The sequence below is a fragment of the Pinirhizobacter soli genome (genome assembly GCF_015905305.1).
GTDB lineage: Bacteria > Pseudomonadota > Gammaproteobacteria > Xanthomonadales > Rhodanobacteraceae > Pinirhizobacter > Pinirhizobacter soli.
The window spans coordinates 467,971-491,864 of sequence record NZ_JADZLQ010000002.1 but is presented as its reverse complement, the minus strand read 5'-3'; the positions used below and the strand labels follow the sequence as shown (position 1 = coordinate 491,864).

Genomic DNA, 23,894 nt, shown 5'->3' with positions numbered 1-23,894 from the left:
GCTCCGCCCAGTTGTTTCGACTAAAGACCGCGTTCGGGCCCCGGTAAGCCGGCATTATGGCATTTAAGGCATGACCTTAGCCATGTTCCGGGGGGCGGGGCTCGCCCTATGATGCGCCTATGCCCTGGCCTTATTTCAACCACACCCGGCTGCTGCGATATGCGGCGTTCTTCGTCTATATCTGCGTCGGAATGCCGCTTTCCACGCCGCTGACAGCCCAGCGCCTGCACCAGTTGGGTCGCCCGGAGTTGTCGCTCACCCTGTGGACGGTGTGCTACGTGCTGTTTGGCATCACCTACTGGCTGATGACGCGCGACCTGGATGCAAGGGTCAGTTCCTGGGCCAAGGTGGCGGGGCTGCTGATGCTTACCTTCATGGCCATGGCCATCGGCTGGTTCAGCCAGTCGGGCCTGCACGCGTTGCTGCTGGTGATCATCGCTGCGACCTTGCCCTGGCTGGTCCCGCTGCCGCTGGGGCTGGTATGGATGGTGATGGCGCATCTGGCGCTTATTCCCGTTATCAGGAATACGCCCGGCTTCACCTGGCTGGTGGCGTTGATGCAGTCATGCATGTATTTCAGCTTCTCGGCGCTGACGTTCGTCACTTCCACCGTGGCCAGCCAGCAGGCCGGCGAACGCGAGGAACAGCGCCGGCTCAACTCCGAGCTGCGGGCCACGCGGGCGCTCCTGGCCGAGTCCAGCCGCATCGCCGAGCGCATGCGCATCGCCCGCGACCTGCACGACCTGGTCGGCCACCACCTCACCGCGCTCACCCTCAACCTGGAAGTGGCCAGCCACCTCACCAACGAGGCGGCGGGCGCCCACGTGCGAAAGGCGCAGTCCACCGCCAAACACCTGCTGGCCGACGTCCGTGACGTGGTCTCGGAGCTTCGCCAGGACGACGCCATCGACCTCACCCAGGCGCTGCGCAGCCTCATCGAAGGCGTGCCGGGCCTGAACGTGCACCTGTCCACGCCGCCGCGATTCGAAATTGAAGATCCGCGCCGCGCGCAGATGCTGCTGCGCTGCCTGCAGGAGATCGTCACCAATACCGTGCGCCATTCGGGCGCCCGCAACCTTTGGCTGGCCTTCGAACACCCCGATCCCAGCTCGCTGCAGCTGGTGGCCCGCGACGACGGCCGCGGCGCCGCGCATTACCGGCCCGGCAACGGCATGAACGGCATGCGCGAGCGCCTGGCCGAATTCGGCGGTACCGTCAACGTCGACACTTCCGTGCCCGGCGGCTTCAGCCTTCGCGTCACCTTGCCCCTGGGCGAGGAACCCTCCCTGGCGCATTCGCCGGCCCGCGGGCCCGGTGCGTGGCCGGTGGAGGCGTAACCTCCTTGACTATCCGATACTTCACCCATTGGCCCATCGCAGGGGATAACCCATGATTTCCGTCTGTCTCGTCGACGACCAGAACCTGGTCCGCCAAGGCGTCCGCTCGCTTCTGGACCTGGCCGACGACATCCGCGTGGTCGCCGAATGTGCCGATGGGGCGCAGGCGGTGCAGATGATTCCCCAGGTCAAGCCCGACGTGGTGCTGCTTGACCTGCGCATGCCCACCATGAGCGGCCTGGAAGTGCTCCAGGCCCTGTCGGCGCGCAATGAGCTTCCCCCGACCATCATCCTGACGACCTTCGACGACGACCAGCTCGTGTTGCAGGGCCTGAAGGCCGGCGCCCGTGGCTATTTGCTCAAGGACGTCTCGCTGGAGCAACTGGTGGAGGCCGTGCGCACGGTGTCCGCCGGCGGCTCGCTGGTAGCGCCGATGGTGACCCAGCGCCTGCTGGCCGGGGTGGGGCGGATCCAGAACCAGTTTTCCTCGCTGGAGCAGCCCGATCCGCTCACCGAGCGCGAGACGGAAATCCTCCGGCTTCTGTCCGGGGGTTACAGCAACAAGGAAATTGCCAATTCCCTCCGGGTGGCCGAAGGCACCGTGAAGAACCACGTTTCCAACATCCTCTCCAAGCTTGGCGTACGCGACCGTACGCGCGCGGTGCTCAAGGCGTTGGAGCTGGGTATCGTCTAGGAGGCGCGCCGCGCCTCGATATGGCCTTCCGGAAGGCCGTCGGAAGCTGATGGCGTTCGCGCGCCCAAGCAGCTACCATCGTCCACTTTGGCGCCGGCGAAAGCCCCGCCACGGGCTTTTCCGAGGGTGGGGATCCCGTGCCGGCGACCAGCATCCCCAGGCGGCGGCCCGACCAAGTTGAGACGTTCGGAGAATCGTGGAATGACGCGTCTGTTAGAATTTCTTGCCGCCCTGGTGATCGTTGCCATCCTCGGCGTCGTCGCCGGTGTGGCCATGCCTTCGCAGGGCCATGTGGATCGTACGGTGAAGGTCAACAAGGACGTTCGCCAGCTCTACGACGTTTTTGCCAATTTCCGCCGGTTTCCCGAGTACTCCATGCTCGGGCAGCTCGACCGCGGCCTGAAGTACCAGCTCTCCGGCCCGGCCTATGGCCAGGGTGCCAAGATCTCCTGGACCTCCGACGACAAGTCCGTCGGTAACGGCAGCCTGGAAGTCGCATCGCTTACTCCCGCCTTTACCCAGGTCGGTGACGAGGGCAAGGCCACCATCGTGTGGAACCTCGACAACGACTGGAGCGGTACCGACAAGAAATTCACCATCGACCTGCAGCGCACCGGTCGCGAAGGCAAGCTGACGAACGTCACGATGGCCTACGACGTGAGTTACGGCTGGAACCTGCTCAACCGCTATTCCAACCTGTACATCCACGGCCAGCCGGATAACTTCATCCAGTTTGGCCTGGGCAACATGCAGAACATGGTGGCCTCGATCCCGCAGGGCGACTACAGCAAGCTGTATCCGGAAATCGTCGATACGCAGCCCACGCCGGTGCTCTTCATCTCCGGTCAGGCGCCGCGCAACCTCACCGAGCTCGACACCGCGCTCGATGACGGAGTCAAGCAGCTGCAGGCCGCGGCCAAGAAGCTGAACGTGCAGGTCACCGGCCCGCGCATCACCTTCACCACCAACTACGGCGACCAGAACTACCAGTTCGACGTGGCCCTGCCGATCAGCAGCACCACCTTGAACCTGAACGGCCAGAGCGTCGAGCTCACCGCCGCCAGCCGGCCGAAGCTTGATCCGGCGGCTGCCGCCACCAGTGGTTCGGCCGCTCCCGCCGCCGGCGACAACACGCCGGGCAGCAAGGACAAGTTCAACAACGTGATCGTCGACGACAAGGTTCGCGCGGTACTTGCCTTCGGTGGCAAGGCGCTGAAGGCCGAGTGGAACGGCAATCCCGCCGGCGTGCCGGTGGTACGCATCCAGGAGCAGCAGTTCGCGCAGACCCACGGCTACAAGTACGACGACTTCACCAACCGCATCTACGACATCCAGGTCAAGGCACCGACCACCGATGCCCACGGCACGGTGGCGGGCTACGACGAGCAGAAGTTCGAGGTTTACCTGCCGCTCTCGGGCGACGTTCCGGAAAAGACCCCGGAACAGGAAGCGGGCATGAAGAACCCGGGCCTGCAGGACAACCCGGCTTCGTCCGGCACGGCTGGCGCCCCGGCGTCCTCCGGCACCGCGGGCGAGCCCGCAGCCTCGGGCACCGCACCGACGCAGCAGTAAGCGTCAAGCGCGTGCTGCGAAAAAAGGCTCCTTACGGGAGCCTTTTTTTTGCCCGGATGAACTTGCCGGTGCCTGTGTGTTCTTAAGACAGTTACCCGCAGTGTTACATTCGCTCAAACCAGGGGCCAGACGCGTCGCATGATCGAAACCGACCAGCTCACCCGTTGCTACGGCAGCCTCACCGCCGTCGACGCGTTGACCTTGCGGGCGGAGCCTGGCCAGGTGCTGGGCCTGTTGGGCCCCAATGGCGCCGGCAAGTCCACCGCCATGCGTATGATCGCAGGCTTCCTGACGCCCACCTCGGGTACCGCCCGCGTGTGCGGTTTCGACGTGCGCACGCAACCGCGCGAGGCACGCAAGGCGCTGGGGTATTTGCCCGAAGGGGCGCCCAGCTATGGCGAGATGACGGTGCGTGAATTCCTCACCTTCGTCGCCCGCGTACGCGGCATGACGGCGGATGTCATTTTCCGCCGTTTCGACGTGGTGGTGGCCCGCCTGCAACTGGAAGAAGTACTGGACGCCACCATCGCCACGCTTTCGAAGGGGTTGCGCCGCCGCGTCGGATTGGCCCAGGCCATCCTGCACGACCCCCCGGTGCTGATGCTCGATGAGCCGACAGACGGACTGGATCCGAACCAGAAACATGCCGTGCGCGCGCTCATCGACGCCATGGCCCGCGAGCGTACGATCCTGATTTCCACCCACCTGCTGGAAGAAGTGCACGCGTTGTGCAATCGCGTGGCGATCATCGCCAACGGACGGTTGCTGGCCGATGCCACGCCGGCGGAACTTGAGGCCCGTTCGCGGTACCACGGCGCGGTGTCGTTCAGCGCGCCCGGCAGTGGCGTGTCGCAGGAGATGCTCGGCCGCTTGCCGGATGTCGCGTCGGTGGAAGTAGATCCCCTCGATGGCCGCGTTACTGTCTTCCCGCGCGAAGGCAAGGCAATCATGGAAGAAGTGCAGCAGCTGCTGCGCACGCAGAACCTTGCCGTGACCGAAATCCAGCTTGAACGTGGACGCCTGGACGAAGTGTTTAGGCAGATCACCTCCGGTGCGAGGGCCGCATGAGCGCCATCACTGCCGTCGCCCGCCGCGAGCTGGGCAGTTACTTCTCCACTCCGCTGGCCTATGTGTTCCTGGTGATCTTCCTGGTGCTGGCGGGATTGCTCACGTTCTACGCCGGCGATTTCTACGATCGCAACCTGGCGGACCTGCAGCCTTTCTTCGCCATGCATCCGTGGCTGTACCTGGTGCTGGTACCGGCGGTGGCCATGCCGCTGTGGGCCGAGGAATCGCGCAGCGGCACCATCGAGCTGCTACTGACCATGCCGCTATCCACCACGCAGGCGATGCTGGGCAAGTTCCTTGCGGCCTGGGTTTTCGTCGCCATCGCGCTGGTGCTGACCTTCCCGATCTGGATCACGGTCAATTACCTGGGCGTTCCGGACAACGGCGTGATCCTGGCAAGCTACCTTGGCAGCTGGCTGATGGCTGGTGCCTTCCTGGCCATCGGCATCTGCATGTCGGCGGCCACGTCCAGCCAGATCATCGCCTTCCTGCTTACCGCCAGCGTCTGCTTCCTGTTGCTGTTGGCCGGGCAGTCCCAGGTGCTTGATTTCTTCCAGGACGCGGTATCGCCACGGTTGCTCGGCGCACTGTCCTACCTGTCGATCACTCGGCATTCGGAGGCGATCGCGCGCGGCGTGCTGGATTTCCGCGATGTCATCTATTTCGTGGCCACGATCCTGGCATGGCTGACGGCTGGCGTGATCCTGCTCGATTATCGGCGGGCGCGATGAAGCCGGTGCACCTGATCGCCAATCGGCGCCTGCGGATCGGCTTGGGCCTGTTGGCCCTGGCCGCGCTGTTCGTCCTGGTGGTACTGGGCAGTGCAAGGACCATGCGCACGGCGCGGATGGACCTCACTGCCGATCACCTTTACACGCTCACGCCGGGCACGCTCAACATCATCGACAGCGTGGAGCAACCGATCCAGCTCACGGTGTATTTCTCCGACCACGCCACGCGCAACCTGCCGCAGATCCGGAGCTACGAGCAGCGCGTGCGCGAAATGCTGCGCGAGGTTACCGCGCGCAGCCACGGGCGCATCCGCCTGCGGGTGATCGATCCGGTGCCCTATTCCGACGACGAGGACGCCGCCGAAGGCGCCGGCCTGAACGCCATGAGCGGCGGCAGCAATGGCGAGCGCGTGTTCTTCGGCCTGGTGGGCCGGCGCGTGGCCGACACGGCAGTGAACGACACGCTGTCCCTGCCATATTTCGATCCGGCCCGCGAGGCTTTCCTCGAATACGACGTGGCCAAGCTCGTGTATGAACTCAGCGGGCGCACGCGCCCGGTGATCGGCGTGGTGTCGAGCCTGCCGGTCAACGGCAATCCGCTGATCGGCGAAGAGCCCTGGACGGTGGTGCGGCAGATGCGCCAGCTGTTCGATGTGCGGATGATCGACGCAAGCAGCCTGAAGGCGATCGACCCGGCGATCAAGGTGATGATCCTGGTCCATCCCAAGCACCTGGGCGACGAAGCGCTCTATGCGTTGGACCAATACGTGCTCCGTGGCGGCCGCTTGCTGGTGTTCGTCGATCCCCTGGCCGAGATGGACAATGCGCCCTTCGTCGACGCCAACGGCGTGGCCGACGACCACCAGTCGTCGTTGCCGCGGCTGTTCGCCGCCTGGGGCATCGACTACAACGCCGACCAGGTGGTGCTGGACCGAGGCCAGTCATTGCCGATCGAACTGGGCGGCCTGAGCGTCAACCATCCGGCGATGATGTGGCTGGGTGCGCAGAACTTAAGCCACGACGACGTGGTCACCGCCAGCCTGCAGCGGGTGAATGTGTCCACTGCCGGGCACTTCGAGCTTGCCCGGGATAGCGACAGCACCCTGCTCCCGCTGATCCAGAGCTCCAGCGAAGCGATGCTGGCACCGGTCACGCGGGTGCGCGACGCCGGCGGCGATCCGTCGACGCTGCTCACCAACTACACCCCGGGCGACGAACACTACGTGCTGGCAGCGCGCGTGCGCGGCACGTTCCGCACCGCCTTCCCCGAACGGCACGAGCAAGGCCACCTGGATCACGCCGCGGCCCCCAACGAGGTGCTGGTGGTGGCCGACACGGATCTGCTTTCCGATCGCCTGTGGCTGGTGACGCAGAACGTGCTGGGGCCGCAGGTGGTGCAGGCCTTCGCCAATAACGGCGATTTTGTCTCCAACCTGGTGGACAACCTGAGCGGTTCGTCGGCGCTGCTGTCGATTCGTGGACGAGCCGGTTCCCAGCGGCCGTTCACGCGGGTGGAGGGATTGCGCGCGGAGGCCGACCAGAAATACCTGACCAAGAAACGGGAGCTGGAGCGCGAACTGTTCGAGACCCAGCGCCGGGTAGCCGAACTGCAGCCGGGCAAGGGCGGTACCGCCAGCGCCGAGCAGAAGCACGAACTTGAGAAATTCCTGCAACGGAAACTTGCCATCAGCAAGGAACTGCGCGACGTGCAGCACCAGCTCAATGCCGAGATCGATGCACTGGGCCTGCGCGTGAAGTTCGTCAACATCGTGCTGGTGCCGGCCCTGGTGGCGCTGGCAGGTTTGCTCTACGGCTGGCGCCGGGGGCGCCGTACCCGCCGCCGGAACTAGGGCAATCGGTCGCATCGCGGCGGTCCGGGCTGCCGCAGGCGCTATCCTTGGGCAGCCGCATGCGGCACCTTAGGTCCGCCAGGAGACACCCGACGTGATGAAGTGGATCGATCCCTGGGAATTTTCCTGGACGTTCCTCGTGCTGTTCATCGGCACCGCGGTGCTTTACCTGCGCGGTACCCGCCATCGCCGTCCGTCTGCCTCGCGCCAGGTGTCGTTCTGGACGGGCATGGCGATGTTCTACTTCGCGATGCATACCTACTTCGACTACTACGCCGGGCATGAGTTCTTCATGCATCGGATCCAGCAGGTATTGCTGCACCACCTGGCGCCCTTGCTGGTGATTGCAAGTTATCCGGGCACGGTGCTGCGCGAGGGCTTGCCCGTGCGTGCGAGGGTCGTACTGCGGCGGGTGCAGGCGTCGTTGCCCTTCCGGGCGGTATACGCGCTGCTGCTCAATCCCACCTTCGTCACGCTGTCCTTCGTGGCGCTGATCCTGGTCTGGCTGATCCCGTCGATGCAGACGCTGGCCATGCTCGACTGGCGCATCTACCGCGCGATGAACTGGTCGATGGTGTTCAGCGGCCTGGCGTATTGGTGGCTGGTGCTCGATCACCGCCCGCATCCGCCTGGACGCATGACGGCCGGTATCCGCGTGCTGTCGCCGGCGTTGACCATGACACCGCAGATCGTCGCCGGCGCCATCGTCACCTTTTCCCGGACCGACCTCTACCCGATCTTCGAGATCTGCGGGCGGGCGTTCTCGATGAATGTGCTCACTGGCCAGCTGATCGGCGGCGTGATCATGTGGGTGCCCGCGGCCATCATCGAATCGATCGGCGGCTTGCTGGCACTGCGGCAATGGCTGCGATTGTCGCGCTCCGGACGCCTGCCACGGCGTGCCGTGGTGGCGCGGGTGGTGCGCAGGGCGCCCAACGCGGGGTAGCGCGCGTCGAACGCGTTACAGGGCGTTGGCGGGCCGTGCCTGGAAGGTGACGTCCTTGTGGCTTCCGTCCGAGAAACTCAGCGTAATGACCACGTTGTCGCCCGGCACCACGGCAGGCTTGGCCTGCATCAGCATCACGTGATACGCGCCGGGTGAAAGTTTGGCGCTGCCATGGGCGGGAATCTCCATCTTGTCGACCGCCTCCATGCGACCCATGCCGCCCTCGGTGCTGCTGCGGTGGAGCATCGCCTGGCCGTAGCGGGTGCTTGATGCGCCGGTCAGTGCCACGGCGTGGTCGCTTGCGTTGGTGAAATCGGCAAAGGCGCCGGCGGGCAGGTTTCCCGGCAGCACGCGGATCCAGGCGTTGCTTGCGGTGACGGTGTCAGCGTCGCCGGCGATGGCGGAGCCTGCGATCAGCAGCCAGAGCGTGGCTGCCACGGCGGCAAGCAGGGAAGGGCGGGGCATCATGCCTTGGCTCCAAGGTCGATCAACAGGGAAAGGTCGTGCACCATGTCATCCTGCGAGGCGGAAGGCGTGGCAAGCACGCGTGCCTTGCCATCGCGGTCGAAAAGGTAGATGGCCGAACTGTGGCTGACGTCGTAGCTGCCGTCGCCCTTGTCCGGTTCGCGTGTGTAGGCCGATCGTAGTTGCTTGGCCAGCGCCTCGATGTCCTTGTCCGGCCCCACCAGGCCCACGGCGCGCTTGTCGAACGCATTGACGTACGCGTGCATGGTTTGTGGCGTATCGCGGGCCGGATCGACGCTGACGAACAGGATGCGCGCATCGTCGGCTTTTGCTCCCAGCCGCTGCATGACCACGTGCAGTTGGGCCAGGGTGAGCGGACAGACATCGGGACAGTGCGTGTAGCCGAAATACACCAGCAGCACCTTGCCCCGGTAGTCGGCAGCGGTGACGGGCTTGCCGTTGTCGTCGGTGAGCTTGAACGCAAGGTCGGGCAGGTGGCCGCTGACGTCTGTCAGCCGCCACGAAGGTTGTGCGTCACGGTGGCAGCCCGCCAGCAGGGCGAGGGTGATTCCGAAGGCCAGCACCCAGGCCCGTGGCAACTTCATGCGAAACTCCGCCCTTGAGATCGGAATGAAGGATACGCCATGGCATCCCGGCCATGGCCAAGGAATCTGCCCCCATGCGACAACCTGTCCCTACTTCACTGGCTGTCCTGGTAGCCGTGGCCGGCGCCAGTGGCGTCATCTGCGGCGCCTTCGGCGCGCATGCGTTGCGCGGCGTGCTGGACGAGCATGCCCTGGACATCTGGCGCACGGGTGTGGATTACCACTTATGGCACGCGCTGGCACTGGGCGTGGCCGTGGCGGGCGGAGAAGGGCGTTGGCGTGCCGCGGCTGCCTGGCTCTTCTTCGCAGGCGTGGTGCTGTTCAGCGGCAGCCTGTACGCGCTGGCGCTTGGGGCGCCGCGGCTCGTTGGCGTGGTAACGCCCTTCGGCGGCCTGGCCTTCATCGCCGGCTGGATCGCGCTGGCGGTATCGATGAAAGCCAGGGCCAGCCAAGCGTAAGCCTTAAGTGTCGGCCGGCTCGTCGGGGGTTTTCATCCTGCCGCTCTTGCGCAAGGCCTCGCGCAGGACGTACTCGATCTGCGCATTGAGGCTGCGCAGTTCGTCGTCGGACCAGCGCTGCATGGCCTCAAGGACCACGGCGCTGATCCGCAACGGATAGGCTTTTTTCTCCGATGCCACCGGGCTAGCCGTACAGCGTGCCGGTGTTCACCACCGGTTGCGTCGAGCGGTCGCCGCACAGCACGACCAGCAGGTTCGACACCATCGCCGCCTTGCGTTCTTCGTCCAGTTCCACCACGCCCTGCAGGCGCAACTGGTCCAGGGCCATCGCCACCATGCCCACGGCGCCCTCGACGATGCGGCTGCGCGCTGCGACGATGGCGCTGGCCTGCTGCCGCTGCAGCATGGCCTGGGCGATTTCCTGCGCGTAGGCGAGGTGGCTGATGCGCGCCTCGATCACCTGCACGCCGGCCTTCTGCAAACGGGCCTCGATCTGGTCACGAAGGTGGTTGTTGATCTCGTCGCCGTGGCTGCGCAAGGACGGCGTGCCATCGTCGTGCGTGTCGTAGGCATAGCTCTGGGCCATCTGGCGCAGGGCCGATTCGGTCTGGATGTGCACGAAATTCTCGTAGTCGTCCACGCAGAACACGGCCTCGGCGGTGTCCACCACTTGCCACACCACCACCGAGGCGATCTCGATCGGGTTGCCGTTCTTGTCATTGACCTTCAGCCGGCCACTTTCGAAGTTGCGCACCCGCAGGCTCACCGGACGGCGGCTATAGAACGGGTTCGTCCAACGAAGGCCCTCGATGCGCGCGGTGCCTGCGTATTTGCCGAACAACTGCATCAGCTGGCCCTGGTTGGGTTGCACCTGGAACAGACCCTTGCCCAGGAACGCGACCAGCCCGAACACCACCATGCCAGCCACCGGCTGCATGGGCATGGCTGGCGTGGTGGCTCCATGGATGATCAGGCTCCCCGCCACGATGGCGAGCAGCAGCAAGCCGATGACCACCGGGATTCCGGCGGCGGAAAACGCAGTACGTTCGTTCATGGTGGTTTCTCCCTTGGTGGGAGAATTTGATATCAAAAAGATATCAAGTGCAAGTGCCCCTAGCGCATGCCGCCTCCGCCCGGGGGTCCCGCCGGCGCGGAATCGGCGATCGGCATGGTGTCCATGATCCCATCCAGCGGCGTGGCGCGGTCGATGCGGATGTTGCCCAGGAGCGCCATGGCCGTATAGAACTTCCACGGATCGCCATTACCGGTGGCCAGCGCAATATGCGTGCTGTCGAAGCGGCGTAGTGCCGCGTCGTAGCTGCGCCAGCGTCCCTCGACCCAGGCCTGCATCCAGGCATGGGGCACGAATACGCGTGAAGCCCCGCCGTAACGGGTGGCGTAGACCACGCCGGTGACCACTCGCGCCGGGATGCCCAGCGAGCGGGCCAGGGCCGTCAGCAGTACCGCGTTTTCGGTGCAGTCGCCATGGCCGCTGCGCAGGGCTTCGAGCGCCGAGGCATAGCCCACGTCCAGGCCGTGGCTGTCGATGTGCTCGGACACGAAGGTACGCAGGCGCCGCATGCGCTGCAGGTCGGATCCGGCTTCGCCCACCGCGGCAAGCGCTGCGGCATGCAGTTCCGGCGATGTCGATTGCAGCCAGGCGTTGGCCGCGGTGTCGTCGTCGGTGGGTGGCGATTCGTTGCCGTGCTTGCCCACGCCGATATCCAGGGCATAGAGGTCGGTGCCAAGCTGGGTGACCGATTGCTCGTCGGTCTGGATCAGTTCGCCCCGTGCGTTGCCGGTCACCTTCACCAGGTAGCGCATCGGCGTCTCGCGGAGGTTTTGCGTCATCGGCCGCGGCGCATCGATCATCGCCATGCGCAGCACGTCGATATCCTGGTCCGGCGCCATCGCGCAGGCGCGGTCGCAGGCCACCATTTCCATGTGGAAGCCGAGGAAGGGTGTCATGCCACGCCTGACATAGGCCTGGTCGTCGACCCAGAGGTCCATCACCTGCTCGCCGCGCGCCAGGCGCAGGGTCTGCCGCACGTGGTGAAGGCGTTCGCGGCCGCCGGGCATCTCCACCGCCTCAGGGCCGATCACTTCCATCGACACGTCGATGGCCGAACGGGAATTCGGGTCGAAGTTGCGCATGGTGTAGCGCGTGCCGGGAATGAACCCACGGGCAAGCATGGTCCGGCGCTGGCCTTCCGCCAGCTGTGCGCCCGAGGGCCAGCCAAGCGTGTCCTGCTGCACCTGCCCACCCACGCTGGTGGTGACATCGAACAGGCCATCGGCGCGGCGCGATCCATGGCTGCCGCTGGTGACTTTGGACATGCCCGTTTCGGTACTGAAGGCCAGGGGCTGCGCAACGGTGTCCTCCACGGCGGTCGTGGTGGAGGACAACGCCAGCGGCTGCCCAGCCCGCGAGATGCGGATGGCCAGTGCCTGGCGGGTGGTGAGGGTGTCGCCTTCGTGGTTACGGACGATCTCCATATGGCCGATCTTGCGGCCATCGAGCAGGACGCTCATCCAGGTGTCTTGCGCATGGAGCGCGGGACACAGGCACACCAGTACAACGACAAACAAACCGCGTCGCATGGCCATGGCTTTCACCGGGTTTTCGTGGGGACGTGGTTGCACTTAACTCCCGCCAAGGCTGCGCGTCAATAGCCACTTGGGCAGCCTCCCAAAGGCCAATCCCGGGCTGGCCCGCTAGAATGCCCAAGGACCTTGCCCGGAGTTGCCGATGAAGCCCTTTGCCACCCCCCATTCCCCGCATGCCTTGCGCGTGCTTTTGCTCGGTTCCGGGGAGCTGGGCAAGGAAGTCGCCATCGAGTTGCAACGCCTTGCGGTGGAGGTGATCGCGGTGGATCGCTACGCGAACGCACCGGCGATGCAGGTGGCCCACCGCAGCCATGTGATCGACATGCTCGATGGCGCGGCATTGCGCGCGGTGATCGAGCAAGAAAACCCGGACCTGGTGGTGCCGGAGATCGAAGCCATCCATACACCCACCCTGGTCGAGATGGAAAAGCAGGGCCTGAAGGTGATCCCGACCGCGCGCGCGGCATGGCTCACCATGGACCGCGAAGGCATCCGCCGTCTTGCTGCCGAAGAACTGCAGCTGCCCACGTCGCCATATCGTTTTTGCAGCACGCGCGAGGAATATCTTGAAGCCGTCCAGGCACTGGGCACGCCATGCGTGGTGAAGCCGGTGATGAGTTCGTCGGGCAAGGGACAGAGCGTGGTGCGTAAGCCTGCCGACGCCGATGCCTCGTGGGATTACGCGCAGTCAGGTGGCCGCGCGGGCAAGGGGCGGGTGATCGTCGAGGGTTTCATCGATTTCGATTACGAGATCACCTTGCTTACGGTGCGCCACGCCGCAGGCGTTGCCTATTGCGCGCCGATCGGCCATCGCCAGGAAGACGGCGATTACCGCGAGTCATGGCAGCCGCAGGCGATGAGCGCCACGGCACTGGCCCAGGCGCAGCGCCAGGCCGGGGCCATCACCGGCGCGCTGGGTGGGTGGGGCGTGTTCGGCGTGGAATTCTTCGTGCGGGGCGATGAGGTGATCTTCTCCGAGGTGAGCCCGCGGCCCCATGACACAGGCCTTGTCACCCTTATTTCCCAGGATCTTTCCGAGTTCGCGCTGCATGCGCGCGCGATCCTCGGCCTGCCGGTGCCGGCAATACGGCTTTATGGCCCGGCTGCTTCCTGTGCGGTGCTGGTGGAGGGCGACGGTGTCGCGCCGCGCTACCACGGCATCGACCAGGCGCTGGCCGAACCCGATACGATGCTCCGCATCTTCGGCAAGCCCGAGGTCCATGGCCGCCGCCGCATGGCCGTGACCCTGGCCCGTGGCGACACCCCGGAAGATGCCCGCGACAAGGCCGTGCGCGCAGCGGGCTCGATCAAGGTCGAGCTCTAACCCATCGAAGGAAAGCGAACATGGAACAGGTCGGATTCGCACATTGGCTGGTCGTGGTGGTGGAGGTTGCCGCCGCCGCCATGCTGCTTGCCATGGCCCTGCTGGTGATGGTCATCGCCGTCACCTGGGTGGTCGACCGCAACCAGACCGCCAACGCGGTGTTGCGCAACTATCCGGTGATCGGGCACTTCCGCTATGGCTTCCTGAAACTGGGCGAATTCTTCCGGCAGTACCTCTTCGCCATGGACCGCGAGGAAATGCCCTTCAACCGGGCCGAGCGCACGTGGGTGTACCGGGCGGCGAAGAACGTGGAAAACACGGTGGCTTTCGGTTCCACGCGCGACCTCCGCGCCGAAGGCGTGCCATTCTTCGTCAATGCACCGTTCCCTGAACTTGACGTCGGGCACGTGGAACCGCGGCCGACCACCATCGGGCCGTATGCGCGCGAGCCTTACTCCCATGCGGCGTTCTTCAATATCTCGGCCATGAGCTTCGGTGCGTTGTCCGCACCGGCGGTCAGTGCCCTGTCGCGCGGGGCGGCCAAGGCCGGCATCTGGATGGATACAGGCGAAGGCGGCCTGGCGCCGTATCACCTTGAAGGCGGTTGCGACATCATCTTCGAGATCGGCACCGCCAAGTACGGCGTGCGCAATGCGCAAGGGTTGCTCGACGACCAGCGCCTGCTGGAGGTGTGTGCGCACAAGCAGGTGAAGATGGTGTCCATCAAGCTGGGGCAGGGCGCGAAGCCTGGCTTGGGCGGCCTGTTGCCAGGAAGCAAGGTGACGCCCGAGATCGCCGCCATCCGCGGTATTCCCGTGGGCCAGGATTCACAGAGCCCGAACCGGCATATCGACATCGGCAGCATTGCGCAGCTGATGGATGCCATTACCCATATCCGCGACCTCACCGGCAAGCCCGTGGGCTTCAAGGCAGTGCTCGGCGACGTCGACTGGATCCGCGACCTATGCGACGAGATATGGAAACGCGGCATCGAAAGCGCGCCGGACTTCATCATCGTGGACGGATCCGAAGGCGGCACGGGCGCGGCGCCGCAAACCCTGATGGAAGGCGTCGGCTTGCCGTTGCACGAGTCGCTGCCTGCGCTGGTGGACGTGCTCCTGGCCAAGCAGCTGCGCGAACGGATCAAGGTGGTGTGTTCGGGCAAATGCATTACCGCGTACGACGTGGCCTGGGCGCTGTCGATGGGCGCGGATTTCGTCAACTCGGCCCGGGGCTTCATGCTGGCGCTGGGTTGCATCCAGTCGCTGCAGTGCAACCGCAACACCTGTCCCACCGGCATCACCACGCACAACCGGCGCCTGCAGCGTGGCCTTGTGGTGGGCGACAAGAGCGAGCGCGTGTACCACTACGCCACCAACCTCATGCGTGAGGTTGGCACCATCGCGCATAGCTGCGGGGTGAAGGAGCCGCGCCAGCTGCGCCGCCAGCACTGCCGCGTGGTGGGCGATGACGGCCTGTCGATCTCGCTGGCCAAGCAGCACCCCTATCCGGTACCGCCGCCAGCCTCCTAGGCCTGCGGCTGCCAAAGGCCGTTGCGGCGTACTTCCAGCGGACGGAAACGCTTTTTGTAGTCCATTTTCGGATGGCCTTCGATCCAAAAGCCAAGGTAGACGTGCGGCAGTCCGCGGCGGCGCGCCAGCGCCACCTGGCTCAGGATGCCGAAGGTGCCCAGTCCGCGTTCGTCATGGCTTGGGTCGAAGAACGTATAGACGGCCGAAACGCCATTGAGGCACACATCGGTGACTGCCACGCCGAGCAGTTTCGTTTCGTGGCGGAACTCCAGGAACAACGTGGGGCTCCACGGTGCGGTAAGGAACCGGGCGAAGTCGTCGCCGTCGGCGGCGTCCATGCCGCCACCGGCGTGGCGCGCGCGCAGGTAGCGTTCGTACAGTCGGTGGCGCTCGCGGGTATAACCAGGTTCCGTCTCGGTGACGGTGAGGTCGGCATTGCGCCGCTCGCAGCGGCGCTGGCTGCGGTCGGGCGAGAAATGATCGGCATCGATGCGACAAGCGACGCACGCCCGGCACTGGTCGCAATTGGGGTGGTACAGGTGGCCGCCTGCCCGGCGGAATCCACCGGCCAGCGCCGTGCCGTAAACCTTATCCAGCTGTGGGGCCGCAGGGTCGATCACCAGGTTCTGCGCCGTGCGCTCGGGGAAGTACCCGCAGGCGTGGGGCAGGGTCTGGAACAGGCGGACGCGTTCGGAGCGCATGGGAGGATTCTAGCCCGGTCGCGGCTTGCTTTCGTTTACGGCAACCGGGCTATGGCGCCCGTCAGATGAACTGGACCATCTTCAGCGCCACCACCACGAATACGCCCAGCACCACGGCCAGTGTCATCAGCCGGATGCGCGAGGCGGTGCGTTGAGGCGCTGGTTGCCGGGACGCGGCCAGTTCGTCGCCGAATCGCACCACCGGCTCGATGCCCAGTGCCTTGATCGTGGCGCGGGCCCGGGCGTAGTCGTCGGCATGGATCACCCATACCTGCTCCCAGGCAGAGCGGTCCGGCTGCTTCTGCGTGTAGCTGAAACGCTGGTAGGTCGAGCGCTTGAGCACCGACCGGCCTTCGATCTTGGTTTCGATGCCGTCGTCGGCCAGAAGGGCCACGACGCGGTCGATGTTTTCCGGGCGGGGGGAGGTATAGAGCTCACGCATGATGGTGAGTGTAGCCAAGCGTCATCATGATCGCAGCCTGATCAGGCCTTCCTGCGCAGTGGAAGCCACCAGGCGTCCATCCCGGGTGAAGATCATGCCGCGGGCAAGGCCACGGCCGCCCTGCGCCGTGGGGCTGTCGAAGGAATACAGCAGCCATTCGTCGGTACGGAACGGGCGATGAAACCAGATGGCGTGGTCCAGGCTTGCCATCTGGATATTGTGGGTGAACAGCGAAAGCCCGTGCGGAAGCGTAGCCGTGCCGATCAGGTGGAAATCCGATGCATAGGCAAGCAACGCACGGTGCAGGGCCTGCTCGTCGGCCACGGGGGCGGTGAGGCGGAACCAGATGTGCTGGTACGGCGGGCGCTTGGCCGGGCGCAATTCGTCGCGCGGCCATACGTGGCGGAATTCGAAGGGCCCCTGGCGGTCCAGCCAGCGACGGGCTTTCTCCGGCAGCTTCGCAAGTTCCTCCGCCGGCAGCGGCGGCAGGGGTTCGACGTCTTCGGGCATCGGCACTTCGGGCATGGCCATCTGGTGTTCCACGCCCTTCTCGTACGCCTGGAAGGACACCGAGCAATCCAGGATCGGCTGGCCGTGCTGGATCGCCACCACGCGCCGCGAGGAGAACGAGCCGCCGTCGCGGGTACGCTCCACGCTGTAGACGATCGGCGCGTTGATGTCTCCGGCTCGCAGGAAATAGCCGTGCAGCGAGTGTGCCTCGCGGCTGGGGTCGGTGGTCTGCTGGGCGGCGGAAAGCGCCTGACCCAGCACCTGTCCGCCGAACACGTAGGGCGTGCCGATGTCGCGGCTCTGTCCGCGGAACAGGTTGTCCTCCAGGCGCTCGAGCTTCAGGAGGTCGACGAGTTCGGCGACGTGGTTGTCGTGCATGGGTCCGGCCCGGTCATGGAAGCAGGCCATTATAGGTGGAAGCGAAGGCGTTACCCGGTGCCTATGCGTCGCAGCCGGCAGGCATCGAGTACGCGCCCCCAGGGAAACTGGGGGCCAGGATCGCGCTTACGAGGCACTTCCACCGAATCATCGTTGCTGGCTGGCACCATGTCGGTGTCCAGGTCTTCGTGGCCGGCGATGCAGGCAAGGTTGGGCAGCTGCGCGCGCAGGCTCGCCAGCAGGCCATCCAGCGCATGGATCTGCGCCGCGGGATAGGGCTCGGTCATCACTTGCCGGCGTGAGTCGAACCAGTCGGGGTAACGGCCGATGTTCACCAGCTCGATGCCCACCGAACGGGGGTTATAGCCGCGGCAGTGGTGGGCCATCCGCTCCGGCGGCACGTAGCAGACAGTGCTGCCATCGCGGTCGATGTAATAGTGGCCGCTGTTGCCCGCGCCGCTTTCGTGCACCACGCGTGTCCCGTACTCCCGGGCCATGGCCATGTCCGGCAATTCGGTGCAGTGGATGATCACCAGATCGATCGCCGCGAGCGGACGTTCGGCCAGGATGCCGACGTACGGCAGGAATTGTTGGGTGATGGGGATCATGCCGGGAGTCTGCCATGGGCGCCGCCTGATACGATACGCGGTCACCCGTTACCCCCGGAGGCCGCCATGGCCGGCCACATCATCCTTTCCCATGGCTCCGACAGCGGCCCGGACGCGACCAAGGTCAGCGTGCTGGCGGCCCTGGCAAGCGCGATCGGCTGGACCTGCCAGAAGCTGGACTACCGCCAGGACGATCTCCCTGGCCACGCCGCTTCCGTACTTCCCCGACTGGAACGGCTGCGCGCCGCCATCGACGCCTCGCCCAGCCGACCGGTGCTGGTGGGTTCGAGCATGGGCGCCTTCGTCTCTTCCCTGGCGTCTCTGGACCGGCCCGTGGCCGGGCTTTTCCTGATGGCCCTGCCGGTGGAAATCCCGGGGTTCGAAAAGGGCCTGGACCTGGCGCGCGACGTGCCTTCGTTCCTGGTCCATGGCTACGACGATGATGTCTGCCCTGCCGACCGGGCCCTGGGCTTTGCCGCCGGGGCCGGTATGCCCACCCTGCTGCTGGCCGACGACCATCGGCTTTCGGCGCACGTGGAGGCCATCGCCGGCCAGTTCCTGTTGTTCCTGGAGCAGTTCGGCGAATGAATACCTGGTTCGCCACCTGCCCGAAGGGCCTGGAACTTCTTTTGCGCGACGAACTGGTCGCCCTGGGCGCCACCGACGTACACGAAGCCCTTGCGGGCGTGCATTTTTCAGGCGACAAGGCCGTGGCCTACCGGGCCTGCCTGTGGTCGAGGCTTGCCAGCCGCATCCTGATGCCGCTGGGCGAGTTCGATGCGGTCGATGGCGATGCCCTCTACCATGCCATCGGCTCGATCGACTGGTCCACGCACCTGGCACCGCACGGCACGCTGGCCGTGGACGCCAACACCGCACTTTCGAAGCTGACGCATAGCCAGTACATCGCCCTGCGCGCCAAGGACGCCATCGTCGACCAGTTCCGCCAGGCCAGTGGCGCCCGGCCCGATGTCGACCCGGACGAACCGGATCTGCGCGTGAACCTGCGCCTGCGCCGCGACCGGCTGACCGTGTCGCTGGACCTGGCCGGGTCCCCGTTGCATCGCCGCGGTTGGCGCGAGTTGCAGGGCGAGGCCCCGCTGAAGGAAAACCTGGCCGCCGCGATCCTGCTCCGGGCGCGCTGGCCGGAAACCTATGCCGCCGGTGGAGCGCTGCTCGACCCGATGTGCGGCTCAGGCACCCTGCTGATCGAAGGCGCGTTGATGGCGGCCGACGTCGCCCCGGGCCTGCGCCGGGAATACTTCGGTTTCCTTGGCTGGCGCGGGCACGACATTGCGCTCTGGCGCGGCCTGCTGGAGGAAGCCAACGCACGGGCGATGGCGGGACTGCGCGAGCTTCGTCCGGTGTTCTTCGGCAGCGATGCCGACCCGCGCATGGTGCAGACCGCCAAGCGCAATGCCCAGGAAGCGGGTGTTTCCGGTTTCATGCATCTGGACAAGCGCGATGCCCTCCACGTGGAGCCGCCGCCGGCCACGCCCACGGGCCTGGTGGTGACCAACCCGCCCTACGGCGAGCGCCTGGGCGACCGGGCGGAACTACCCTCGCTCTACCGCGATTTCGGCGAGGTGCTGCGCAGCCGCTTCGGCGGCTGGCGCGCCGCGGTGCTGGCCGGCGACACTGAGCTGGGCCAGGCCATGCGGCTGCGCCCGGACAAGCGCTACGCACTGTTCAACGGCGCCCTGGCCACGGTGCTGCTGACCTTCGACCTGCATACCCGTGACGACGCCTCCCCCCGCGAGGTCCGGCCGCTGTCGCCCGGCGCGCAGATGCTGGCCAACCGGCTGGAGAAAAACCTCAGGCACCTGCGCAAGCGCCTGGCCCGCGAAGGCATCGAGTGCTATCGCGCCTACGACCAGGACCTTCCCGAATACGCCGTGGCGATCGACGTCTACGGCGACTGGCTGCACGTCCAGGAGTACAAGGCGCCGGAGTCGGTGCCGCCGGAGATCGCCGCCACGCGCCTGCGCGAGGCTGTGCGGGTGGCGGGGCAAGTGCTGGGTGTCAGCCGCGACCGTATCGCGGTGAAGACGCGCTCGCGCGGCAAGGGAGGCTCCAAATACGGCCAGATGGACCAGCGCGGGGAGTTCATCATCGTCCACGAGGGCGGCCTGGACTTCGAGGTAAACCTCACCGACTACCTGGACACCGGCCTGTTCCTGGACCACCGCCTGGTGCGCGCCAAGATACGCGAGCTTGCCGCCAACAAGCACATGCTCAACCTCTTTGCCTATACGGGCTCTGCCAGTGTGTACGCCGCGGCCGGGGGCGCCCGCGACACCACCAGCGTGGACCTCTCGGCCACCTACCTGGACTGGGCGTCGCGTAACTTGGCGCTGAATGGATTTACCGGCGAGCGCCACCGGCTCATTCAGGAAGACGCGATGTATTTCATCGGCAAGCCGGGCATGAAATACGGGCTGATCTACGTGGATCCGCCCACCTTCTCCAACTCCAAGAGGGCGGAGGATTTCGACGTCCAGAACGACCACGTAGCCCTGTTGAAGGCTTGCGGCGCGCGGCTTGCCGTCGGTGGCGCCATCGTCTTCTCGAACAACTTCCGCCGCTTCCGCCTGGACCGCGAGGCGCTCGCGGCCGACTTCACCATCGAAGACTTTTCCGCCGCCAGCATCCCCTTCGATTTCGCCCGCCGTTCAGACATCCATGGTTGCTGGATCCTTCGCGGCCACTCGGTTGATCCCTGGGGCAAAAACGGTTAGCAGTCATTCATGGGATTAGAGGAAAATGTCGACCATCAACCGGAGGTGGTACCCATGAAGATGTCGAAGTCCAAGACGGTCCTGGCACTCGCCGCGGCGGGCCTGATGGCATTTGCGCCGGGCGCTTTCGCCTACGGTCCGCACGGCGGTGGTTACTACCGCGGCGGATACCACGGTGGTGGTGGTTACTACCGGGGTGGTCATGGTGGTTACTGGAGCGGCGGTCGCTGGATCGGCGGAGCGATCATTGCAGGCGTGGTCGGCGGCGCGATCTACAGCGCCACGCGTCCGGCACCGGTCTATTACGACTCCCCCGTGGTCTACTCCCGTCCGGCCACGGTGGTGTACGAAGACCAGCCCGTGGTTCGTCGTACGGTCACCACCACGACCTACGAGGACGGCTACGGCACGCGCTATGTGCGTGACGACGGCTATTGATCGATCCTATCGCCCAACGGCAACGAAAAACCCCGGCCTAGGCCGGGGTTTTTTTATGATTCAACGTCCACCTGCCGGTGGCGCGGTGGGCTGGTCGGCGCCGCTGCCACGGTGGTGTGCCTTCTTGGCCAGCTTGTCATAAGCGGGCTTGTCGATCTTCTCTACCCACGCGATGGCGCACGGTGGCTGGTCCCGGGCGAATACCGCTTCGCCGGTCTCGCCGCAGATCGCCGAAAGGCCGAGGGAATTCTTGTCTGGTGCGGCGCGGAAGCGCAGCGAGTTGCCGGTTCCCAGACGGGGACACGAGGCCTCGGTAGTGACCTTGAAGCGGTTCGGGCCGTTGCTTACGATGACCGTGCGGTCGTCGACCACGGCCCAGCCGTTGATGCGGTCGATGCGCATGCAGTCGGACACGGGGCGGAGCGGCTGATGGGAAGCGTCCTGCGCGCACAAGACACCGGTGGGCAAGGCAAGCAACAGTACCAACACGTTGGCATGGGTCCATTTCATCGTCATTACCTTCGGCCTGTGTGATGATTCAAAGAATGCTCGCGGTGGGTCGGGATCACAAGTCCTGAACGATTGGGGTGGGAACATTACCGGATGACCCTGGCCAGGCTGCCGCTCGTGACGATGACCCCGACGGAGCATTCCGCGTGAATTCCCCGATGCCGCTGAAGGCGGCGGCGGTAGCGCCCGAAGCAGCACTTTCGCTTCGGTTCGCGGCTGTTCGAGCACGATCGCTGTCATTGGCCGCACCGTTGTCGGCCGAAGACGCGATGGTGCAGTCGATGCCCGACTGCAGCCCGACCAAATGGCATCTTGCCCACACCAGCTGGTTCTTCGAGCAATTCCTGCTGGCGCCAAGGCCGGGCCACCGGCCTTACGACGAACGGCTCAACTACCTGTTCAATTCCTACTACCAGAGCGTGGGCGCGATGCATGCGCGTCCGGCGCGCGGCCTGTTGACGCGTCCCTCGCTTGACGAAGTGCGCGACTACCGCGCCTGGGTAGACGAACGTGTCGCGCGCCTCATCGACGACAACGCCCTGGACGATACCGAACGCGCCATCGTCCGCCTGGGTACCGAACACGAACAGCAACACCAGGAATTGTTGCTGACCGACATCAAGCACGCCTTCTCGCGTAATCCCTTGCTGCCGGCTTATCACGAAGCACCGAAGCCTGTTCCCAGCCAGGCCGTGCCGCTGGCTTTCGTCGCCGGTGCCGAGGGCATCGTGAAAGTGGGCCATCAGGGCGACGGTTTCAGTTTCGACAACGAAGGGCCGCGCCATCGCGTGTTGCTGCTGCCGCATGCGCTGGCCAATCGCCCGGTCACCAACGCCGAGTACCGGGCCTTCATTGCCGATGGCGGTTACCGCACGCCCACCTTGTGGCTGTCCGATGGCTGGGACCTGATCCAGCGCGAAGGCTGGGAGCGGCCGTTGTACTGGCAAGAGGACTTGGCCAGCGAGTTCACCCTCGCCGGCGTCCAGCCGCTGGATCCGAATGCGCCGGTGTCGCATGTGAGCTATTTCGAAGCCGATGCCTTTGCCCACTGGACCGGCGCGCGGCTGTTGCGCGAGGAAGAGTTCGAGCACGCGGCAAGTGGCCTGGATATCGAAGGCAACCTGCAGGACACCGGCCGCTTCCATCCGTTGGCCGCCGAACCCGGGCCGGGTTTGCTGCAGATGTTCGGCGATGTCTGGGAATGGACGATGAGCGCCTACACCAGCTATCCGGCGTTCCGGACGGCGCCGGGCGCGCTGGGCGAGTACAACGGTAAGTTCATGAACGGCCAGTGGGTGCTCCGGGGTGGCTCGTGCGCCACGCCCGCCCGCCACCTTCGCGCCAGCTACCGCAATTTCTTTCCTCCCCACGCGCGGTGGCAATTTTCGGGGATCAGGTTGGGACAGGATAGATGAGCGCACTACCGAACGACATTCGCCTGGACGACCGCCATCCGGCGGTGGCCGACACGCTCGATGTCGTGCGCCGGGGCCTTCGCGCCAACCCCAAGCGCCTACCTTCGCGACTGTTCTACGACGAGCGCGGCTCGCAGTTGTTCGAGGCGATCTGCGAGCAGCCGGAGTACTACCTCACGCGCGCGGAAATCGCGCTGATGCAAGAGCATGCCAGCGATATCGCGGCCGCGCTCGGGCCTGACGTGCGCCTGGTGGAATACGGCAGCGGCAGCGGGATCAAGACGCGGCTATTGCTCGAGCAGCTTCCAACGCCCGTGGCCTACGTTCCGGTGGAGATCTCGCGCTCGGCCCTGCTCGATTCGGTGGCCACGCTCTCCACCGTGTTTCCGCAGGTGCCGATGCAGCCGGTCTGCGCCGACTTCACCCAGCCGCTCCGGCTGCCCGTGCCCGTGCGTTCACCACGTCGCACGGTGATCTACTTCCCCGGTTCCACCATCGGCAACTTCGTCGCCCGCGACGCGGTGGCGATCATGCGGCTGATGCGCGCGGAGATGGGCGACAACGGCGCGGTGTTGATCGGCGTGGACCTGAAGAAAGACCCGGCCCTGATCGAGGCGGCGTACAACGACGCAGCCGGCATCACCGGCGAATTCACCCTGAACATGCTGGTACGGCTGAACCGCGAGGTCGGCTCCGATTTCGACATCGCATCCTTCGCCCATCGCGCGCATTACAACCAGATGGCCGGCCGTATCGAAACCACGTTGGTGAGCACGCAGCGCCAGGATGTCCACGTCGGCAACGAGGTGTTCGCCTTCGGCGAAGACGAGGCGATGCAGGTGGAATACAGCTGCAAGTACTCGCTGGAGGATTTCGCCGAACTGGCCGACAAAGCCGGCCTGCGGGTGGGGCATGTCTGGTTCGACGCGGAAAAACAGTTCAGCGTGCAGTACCTGGTGCGTTGA

Annotated in this window: 25 protein-coding genes; 15 read left to right on the top strand and 10 right to left on the bottom strand. The window is 65.5% G+C overall.

Going from position 1 to position 23,894, the window contains the following annotated elements:
• Positions 1 to 119 precede the first annotated feature (119 nt).
• From NDK18_RS12095 to NDK18_RS12065, 7 genes are all read left to right on the top strand, one after another.
• The gene (locus NDK18_RS12095) at positions 120 to 1,337 is read left to right on the top strand and encodes a sensor histidine kinase (RefSeq protein WP_250623779.1); all 1,218 of its coding nucleotides are present in this window, start codon (positions 120 to 122) and stop codon (positions 1,335 to 1,337) included.
• A gap of 52 nt (positions 1,338 to 1,389) precedes the next feature.
• A complete protein-coding gene (locus tag NDK18_RS12090; protein WP_250623778.1) occupies positions 1,390 to 2,031 on the top strand; it encodes a response regulator in 642 nt (213 codons plus the stop codon).
• Between the two features lie 201 nt (positions 2,032 to 2,232).
• Positions 2,233 to 3,603, top strand: a complete 1,371-nt coding sequence (locus NDK18_RS12085) for an SRPBCC family protein (protein WP_250623777.1) — start codon at positions 2,233 to 2,235, stop codon at positions 3,601 to 3,603.
• Positions 3,604 to 3,741: 138 nt separating this feature from the next.
• Positions 3,742 to 4,671 (top strand): ABC transporter ATP-binding protein, encoded by a 930-nt coding sequence (locus NDK18_RS12080; RefSeq protein ID WP_250623776.1) that lies wholly within the window; start codon positions 3,742 to 3,744, stop codon positions 4,669 to 4,671.
• Positions 4,668 to 5,402 carry an ABC transporter permease subunit gene (locus tag NDK18_RS12075; RefSeq protein WP_250623775.1) on the top strand — a complete coding sequence of 245 codons (735 nt, stop codon included), beginning with the start codon at positions 4,668 to 4,670 and terminating at the stop codon, positions 5,400 to 5,402. Before NDK18_RS12080 ends, NDK18_RS12075 begins: the two co-directional genes overlap by 4 nt.
• Positions 5,399 to 7,252 carry a GldG family protein gene (locus NDK18_RS12070; protein WP_250628039.1) on the top strand — a complete coding sequence of 618 codons (1,854 nt, stop codon included), beginning with the start codon at positions 5,399 to 5,401 and terminating at the stop codon, positions 7,250 to 7,252. Before NDK18_RS12075 ends, NDK18_RS12070 begins: the two co-directional genes overlap by 4 nt.
• A 97-nt stretch (positions 7,253 to 7,349) precedes the next feature.
• Positions 7,350 to 8,198: a cytochrome c oxidase assembly protein gene (locus NDK18_RS12065; RefSeq protein WP_250628038.1), complete on the top strand. Its 849-nt coding sequence runs from the start codon at positions 7,350 to 7,352 to the stop codon at positions 8,196 to 8,198.
• A gap of 15 nt (positions 8,199 to 8,213) precedes the next feature.
• Here NDK18_RS12065 and NDK18_RS12060 read toward each other — a convergent pair whose 3' ends face one another.
• Together NDK18_RS12060 and NDK18_RS12055 are read right to left on the bottom strand one after the other, a co-directional pair.
• Complete coding sequence (locus tag NDK18_RS12060; protein ID WP_250623773.1) at positions 8,214 to 8,666, bottom strand: copper chaperone PCu(A)C; 453 nt, start codon at positions 8,664 to 8,666, stop codon at positions 8,214 to 8,216.
• Positions 8,663 to 9,268: an SCO family protein gene (locus NDK18_RS12055; RefSeq protein ID WP_250623772.1), complete on the bottom strand. Its 606-nt coding sequence runs from the start codon at positions 9,266 to 9,268 to the stop codon at positions 8,663 to 8,665. The genes NDK18_RS12060 and NDK18_RS12055 overlap by 4 nt, the downstream gene beginning before the upstream one ends.
• A gap of 74 nt (positions 9,269 to 9,342) precedes the next feature.
• Here NDK18_RS12055 and NDK18_RS12050 point away from each other — a divergent pair, with 74 nt between their 5' ends.
• Entirely contained in the window at positions 9,343 to 9,726 is a 384-nt protein-coding gene (locus tag NDK18_RS12050; RefSeq protein WP_250623771.1) for a DUF423 domain-containing protein, read from the top strand.
• A gap of 3 nt (positions 9,727 to 9,729) precedes the next feature.
• Here the strand turns inward: NDK18_RS12050 and NDK18_RS12045 are convergent, their stop codons facing one another.
• Genes NDK18_RS12045 through NDK18_RS12035 form a run of 3 tightly spaced genes read right to left on the bottom strand, consistent with a single transcriptional unit; the run spans position 9,730 to position 12,333 of the window.
• The gene (locus NDK18_RS12045; protein ID WP_250623770.1) at positions 9,730 to 9,906 is read right to left on the bottom strand and encodes a type II toxin-antitoxin system antitoxin; all 177 of its coding nucleotides are present in this window, start codon (positions 9,904 to 9,906) and stop codon (positions 9,730 to 9,732) included.
• Positions 9,907 to 9,910: 4 nt separating this feature from the next.
• On the bottom strand, positions 9,911 to 10,780 hold the full coding sequence (locus tag NDK18_RS12040; protein WP_250623769.1) for an SPFH domain-containing protein: 870 nt from the start codon (positions 10,778 to 10,780) through the stop codon (positions 9,911 to 9,913).
• 59 nt (positions 10,781 to 10,839) lie between these two features.
• The gene (locus NDK18_RS12035; protein WP_250627904.1) at positions 10,840 to 12,333 is read right to left on the bottom strand and encodes a transglutaminase-like domain-containing protein; all 1,494 of its coding nucleotides are present in this window, start codon (positions 12,331 to 12,333) and stop codon (positions 10,840 to 10,842) included.
• A 142-nt stretch (positions 12,334 to 12,475) separates the two neighbouring features.
• Here NDK18_RS12035 and purT point away from each other — a divergent pair, with 142 nt between their 5' ends.
• Positions 12,476 to 13,657 (top strand): formate-dependent phosphoribosylglycinamide formyltransferase, encoded by a 1,182-nt coding sequence (purT, locus tag NDK18_RS12030; protein WP_250627903.1) that lies wholly within the window; start codon positions 12,476 to 12,478, stop codon positions 13,655 to 13,657.
• 20 nt (positions 13,658 to 13,677) lie between these two features.
• Entirely contained in the window at positions 13,678 to 15,189 is a 1,512-nt protein-coding gene (locus tag NDK18_RS12025; RefSeq protein ID WP_250623766.1) for an FMN-binding glutamate synthase family protein, read from the top strand.
• Here the strand turns inward: NDK18_RS12025 and NDK18_RS12020 are convergent.
• The 4 genes from NDK18_RS12020 to NDK18_RS12005 all read right to left on the bottom strand — a co-directional run bounded on the left by NDK18_RS12020 (position 15,186) and on the right by NDK18_RS12005 (position 17,828).
• Positions 15,186 to 15,890, bottom strand: a complete 705-nt coding sequence (locus NDK18_RS12020) for an arginyltransferase (protein WP_250627902.1) — start codon at positions 15,888 to 15,890, stop codon at positions 15,186 to 15,188. The genes NDK18_RS12025 and NDK18_RS12020 overlap by 4 nt on opposite strands.
• A 61-nt stretch (positions 15,891 to 15,951) precedes the next feature.
• Positions 15,952 to 16,350, bottom strand: coding sequence for a hypothetical protein (locus NDK18_RS12015; protein WP_343219658.1), 399 nt, complete (start codon positions 16,348 to 16,350; stop codon positions 15,952 to 15,954).
• Positions 16,351 to 16,356: 6 nt separating this feature from the next.
• Positions 16,357 to 17,220 carry an acyl-CoA thioesterase gene (locus tag NDK18_RS12010; RefSeq protein WP_250623764.1) on the bottom strand — a complete coding sequence of 288 codons (864 nt, stop codon included), beginning with the start codon at positions 17,218 to 17,220 and terminating at the stop codon, positions 16,357 to 16,359.
• A 50-nt stretch (positions 17,221 to 17,270) separates the two neighbouring features.
• On the bottom strand, positions 17,271 to 17,828 hold the full coding sequence (locus NDK18_RS12005; RefSeq protein ID WP_250623763.1) for an N-acetylmuramoyl-L-alanine amidase: 558 nt from the start codon (positions 17,826 to 17,828) through the stop codon (positions 17,271 to 17,273).
• A 66-nt stretch (positions 17,829 to 17,894) separates the two neighbouring features.
• Between NDK18_RS12005 and NDK18_RS12000 the strand changes: the two genes are divergently transcribed.
• Genes NDK18_RS12000 through NDK18_RS11990 form a run of 3 tightly spaced genes read left to right on the top strand, consistent with a single transcriptional unit; the run spans position 17,895 to position 21,004 of the window.
• On the top strand, positions 17,895 to 18,416 hold the full coding sequence (locus tag NDK18_RS12000; RefSeq protein ID WP_250627901.1) for an alpha/beta hydrolase: 522 nt from the start codon (positions 17,895 to 17,897) through the stop codon (positions 18,414 to 18,416).
• Positions 18,413 to 20,566 (top strand): bifunctional 23S rRNA (guanine(2069)-N(7))-methyltransferase RlmK/23S rRNA (guanine(2445)-N(2))-methyltransferase RlmL, encoded by a 2,154-nt coding sequence (gene rlmKL / locus NDK18_RS11995; protein ID WP_250623761.1) that lies wholly within the window; start codon positions 18,413 to 18,415, stop codon positions 20,564 to 20,566. Before NDK18_RS12000 ends, rlmKL begins: the two co-directional genes overlap by 4 nt.
• A 54-nt stretch (positions 20,567 to 20,620) precedes the next feature.
• The gene (locus NDK18_RS11990; RefSeq protein WP_343219659.1) at positions 20,621 to 21,004 is read left to right on the top strand and encodes a hypothetical protein; all 384 of its coding nucleotides are present in this window, start codon (positions 20,621 to 20,623) and stop codon (positions 21,002 to 21,004) included.
• Between the two features lie 60 nt (positions 21,005 to 21,064).
• Here NDK18_RS11990 and NDK18_RS11985 read toward each other — a convergent pair whose 3' ends face one another.
• On the bottom strand, positions 21,065 to 21,514 hold the full coding sequence (locus NDK18_RS11985) for a DUF6491 family protein (protein ID WP_250627900.1): 450 nt from the start codon (positions 21,512 to 21,514) through the stop codon (positions 21,065 to 21,067).
• A gap of 146 nt (positions 21,515 to 21,660) precedes the next feature.
• Here NDK18_RS11985 and egtB point away from each other — a divergent pair, with 146 nt between their 5' ends.
• The gene (gene egtB / locus NDK18_RS11980; protein ID WP_425502802.1) at positions 21,661 to 22,929 is read left to right on the top strand and encodes an ergothioneine biosynthesis protein EgtB; all 1,269 of its coding nucleotides are present in this window, start codon (positions 21,661 to 21,663) and stop codon (positions 22,927 to 22,929) included.
• Entirely contained in the window at positions 22,926 to 23,894 is a 969-nt protein-coding gene (egtD, locus tag NDK18_RS11975; protein WP_250623759.1) for an L-histidine N(alpha)-methyltransferase, read from the top strand. The genes egtB and egtD overlap by 4 nt, the downstream gene beginning before the upstream one ends.

Bases quoted from the DNA above. Each gene is read 5' to 3' on its own strand.
- NDK18_RS12075 (WP_250623775.1), top strand. From the start codon at position 4,668: ATGAGCGCCATCACTGCCGTCGCCCGCCGCGAGCTGGGCAGTTACTTC.
- purT (WP_250627903.1), top strand. From the start codon at position 12,476: ATGAAGCCCTTTGCCACCCCCCATTCCCCGCATGCCTTGCGCGTGCTT.
- NDK18_RS12070 (WP_250628039.1), top strand. From the start codon at position 5,399: ATGAAGCCGGTGCACCTGATCGCCAATCGGCGCCTGCGGATCGGCTTG.
- NDK18_RS12005 (WP_250623763.1), bottom strand. From the start codon at position 17,828: ATGATCCCCATCACCCAACAATTCCTGCCGTACGTCGGCATCCTGGCC.
- egtD (WP_250623759.1), top strand. From the start codon at position 22,926: ATGAGCGCACTACCGAACGACATTCGCCTGGACGACCGCCATCCGGCG.
- NDK18_RS12050 (WP_250623771.1), top strand. From the start codon at position 9,343: ATGCGACAACCTGTCCCTACTTCACTGGCTGTCCTGGTAGCCGTGGCC.
- NDK18_RS12025 (WP_250623766.1), top strand. From the start codon at position 13,678: ATGGAACAGGTCGGATTCGCACATTGGCTGGTCGTGGTGGTGGAGGTT.
- NDK18_RS11985 (WP_250627900.1), bottom strand. From the start codon at position 21,514: ATGAAATGGACCCATGCCAACGTGTTGGTACTGTTGCTTGCCTTGCCC.
- NDK18_RS12060 (WP_250623773.1), bottom strand. From the start codon at position 8,666: ATGATGCCCCGCCCTTCCCTGCTTGCCGCCGTGGCAGCCACGCTCTGG.
- NDK18_RS12090 (WP_250623778.1), top strand. From the start codon at position 1,390: ATGATTTCCGTCTGTCTCGTCGACGACCAGAACCTGGTCCGCCAAGGC.
- NDK18_RS12085 (WP_250623777.1), top strand. From the start codon at position 2,233: ATGACGCGTCTGTTAGAATTTCTTGCCGCCCTGGTGATCGTTGCCATC.
- NDK18_RS11990 (WP_343219659.1), top strand. From the start codon at position 20,621: ATGAAGATGTCGAAGTCCAAGACGGTCCTGGCACTCGCCGCGGCGGGC.
- NDK18_RS12065 (WP_250628038.1), top strand. From the start codon at position 7,350: ATGAAGTGGATCGATCCCTGGGAATTTTCCTGGACGTTCCTCGTGCTG.
- NDK18_RS12020 (WP_250627902.1), bottom strand. From the start codon at position 15,890: ATGCGCTCCGAACGCGTCCGCCTGTTCCAGACCCTGCCCCACGCCTGC.
- NDK18_RS12055 (WP_250623772.1), bottom strand. From the start codon at position 9,268: ATGAAGTTGCCACGGGCCTGGGTGCTGGCCTTCGGAATCACCCTCGCC.
- NDK18_RS12095 (WP_250623779.1), top strand. From the start codon at position 120: ATGCCCTGGCCTTATTTCAACCACACCCGGCTGCTGCGATATGCGGCG.
- rlmKL (WP_250623761.1), top strand. From the start codon at position 18,413: ATGAATACCTGGTTCGCCACCTGCCCGAAGGGCCTGGAACTTCTTTTG.
- NDK18_RS12000 (WP_250627901.1), top strand. From the start codon at position 17,895: ATGGCCGGCCACATCATCCTTTCCCATGGCTCCGACAGCGGCCCGGAC.
- NDK18_RS12035 (WP_250627904.1), bottom strand. From the start codon at position 12,333: ATGGCCATGCGACGCGGTTTGTTTGTCGTTGTACTGGTGTGCCTGTGT.
- NDK18_RS12040 (WP_250623769.1), bottom strand. From the start codon at position 10,780: ATGAACGAACGTACTGCGTTTTCCGCCGCCGGAATCCCGGTGGTCATC.
- NDK18_RS12080 (WP_250623776.1), top strand. From the start codon at position 3,742: ATGATCGAAACCGACCAGCTCACCCGTTGCTACGGCAGCCTCACCGCC.
- NDK18_RS12010 (WP_250623764.1), bottom strand. From the start codon at position 17,220: ATGCACGACAACCACGTCGCCGAACTCGTCGACCTCCTGAAGCTCGAG.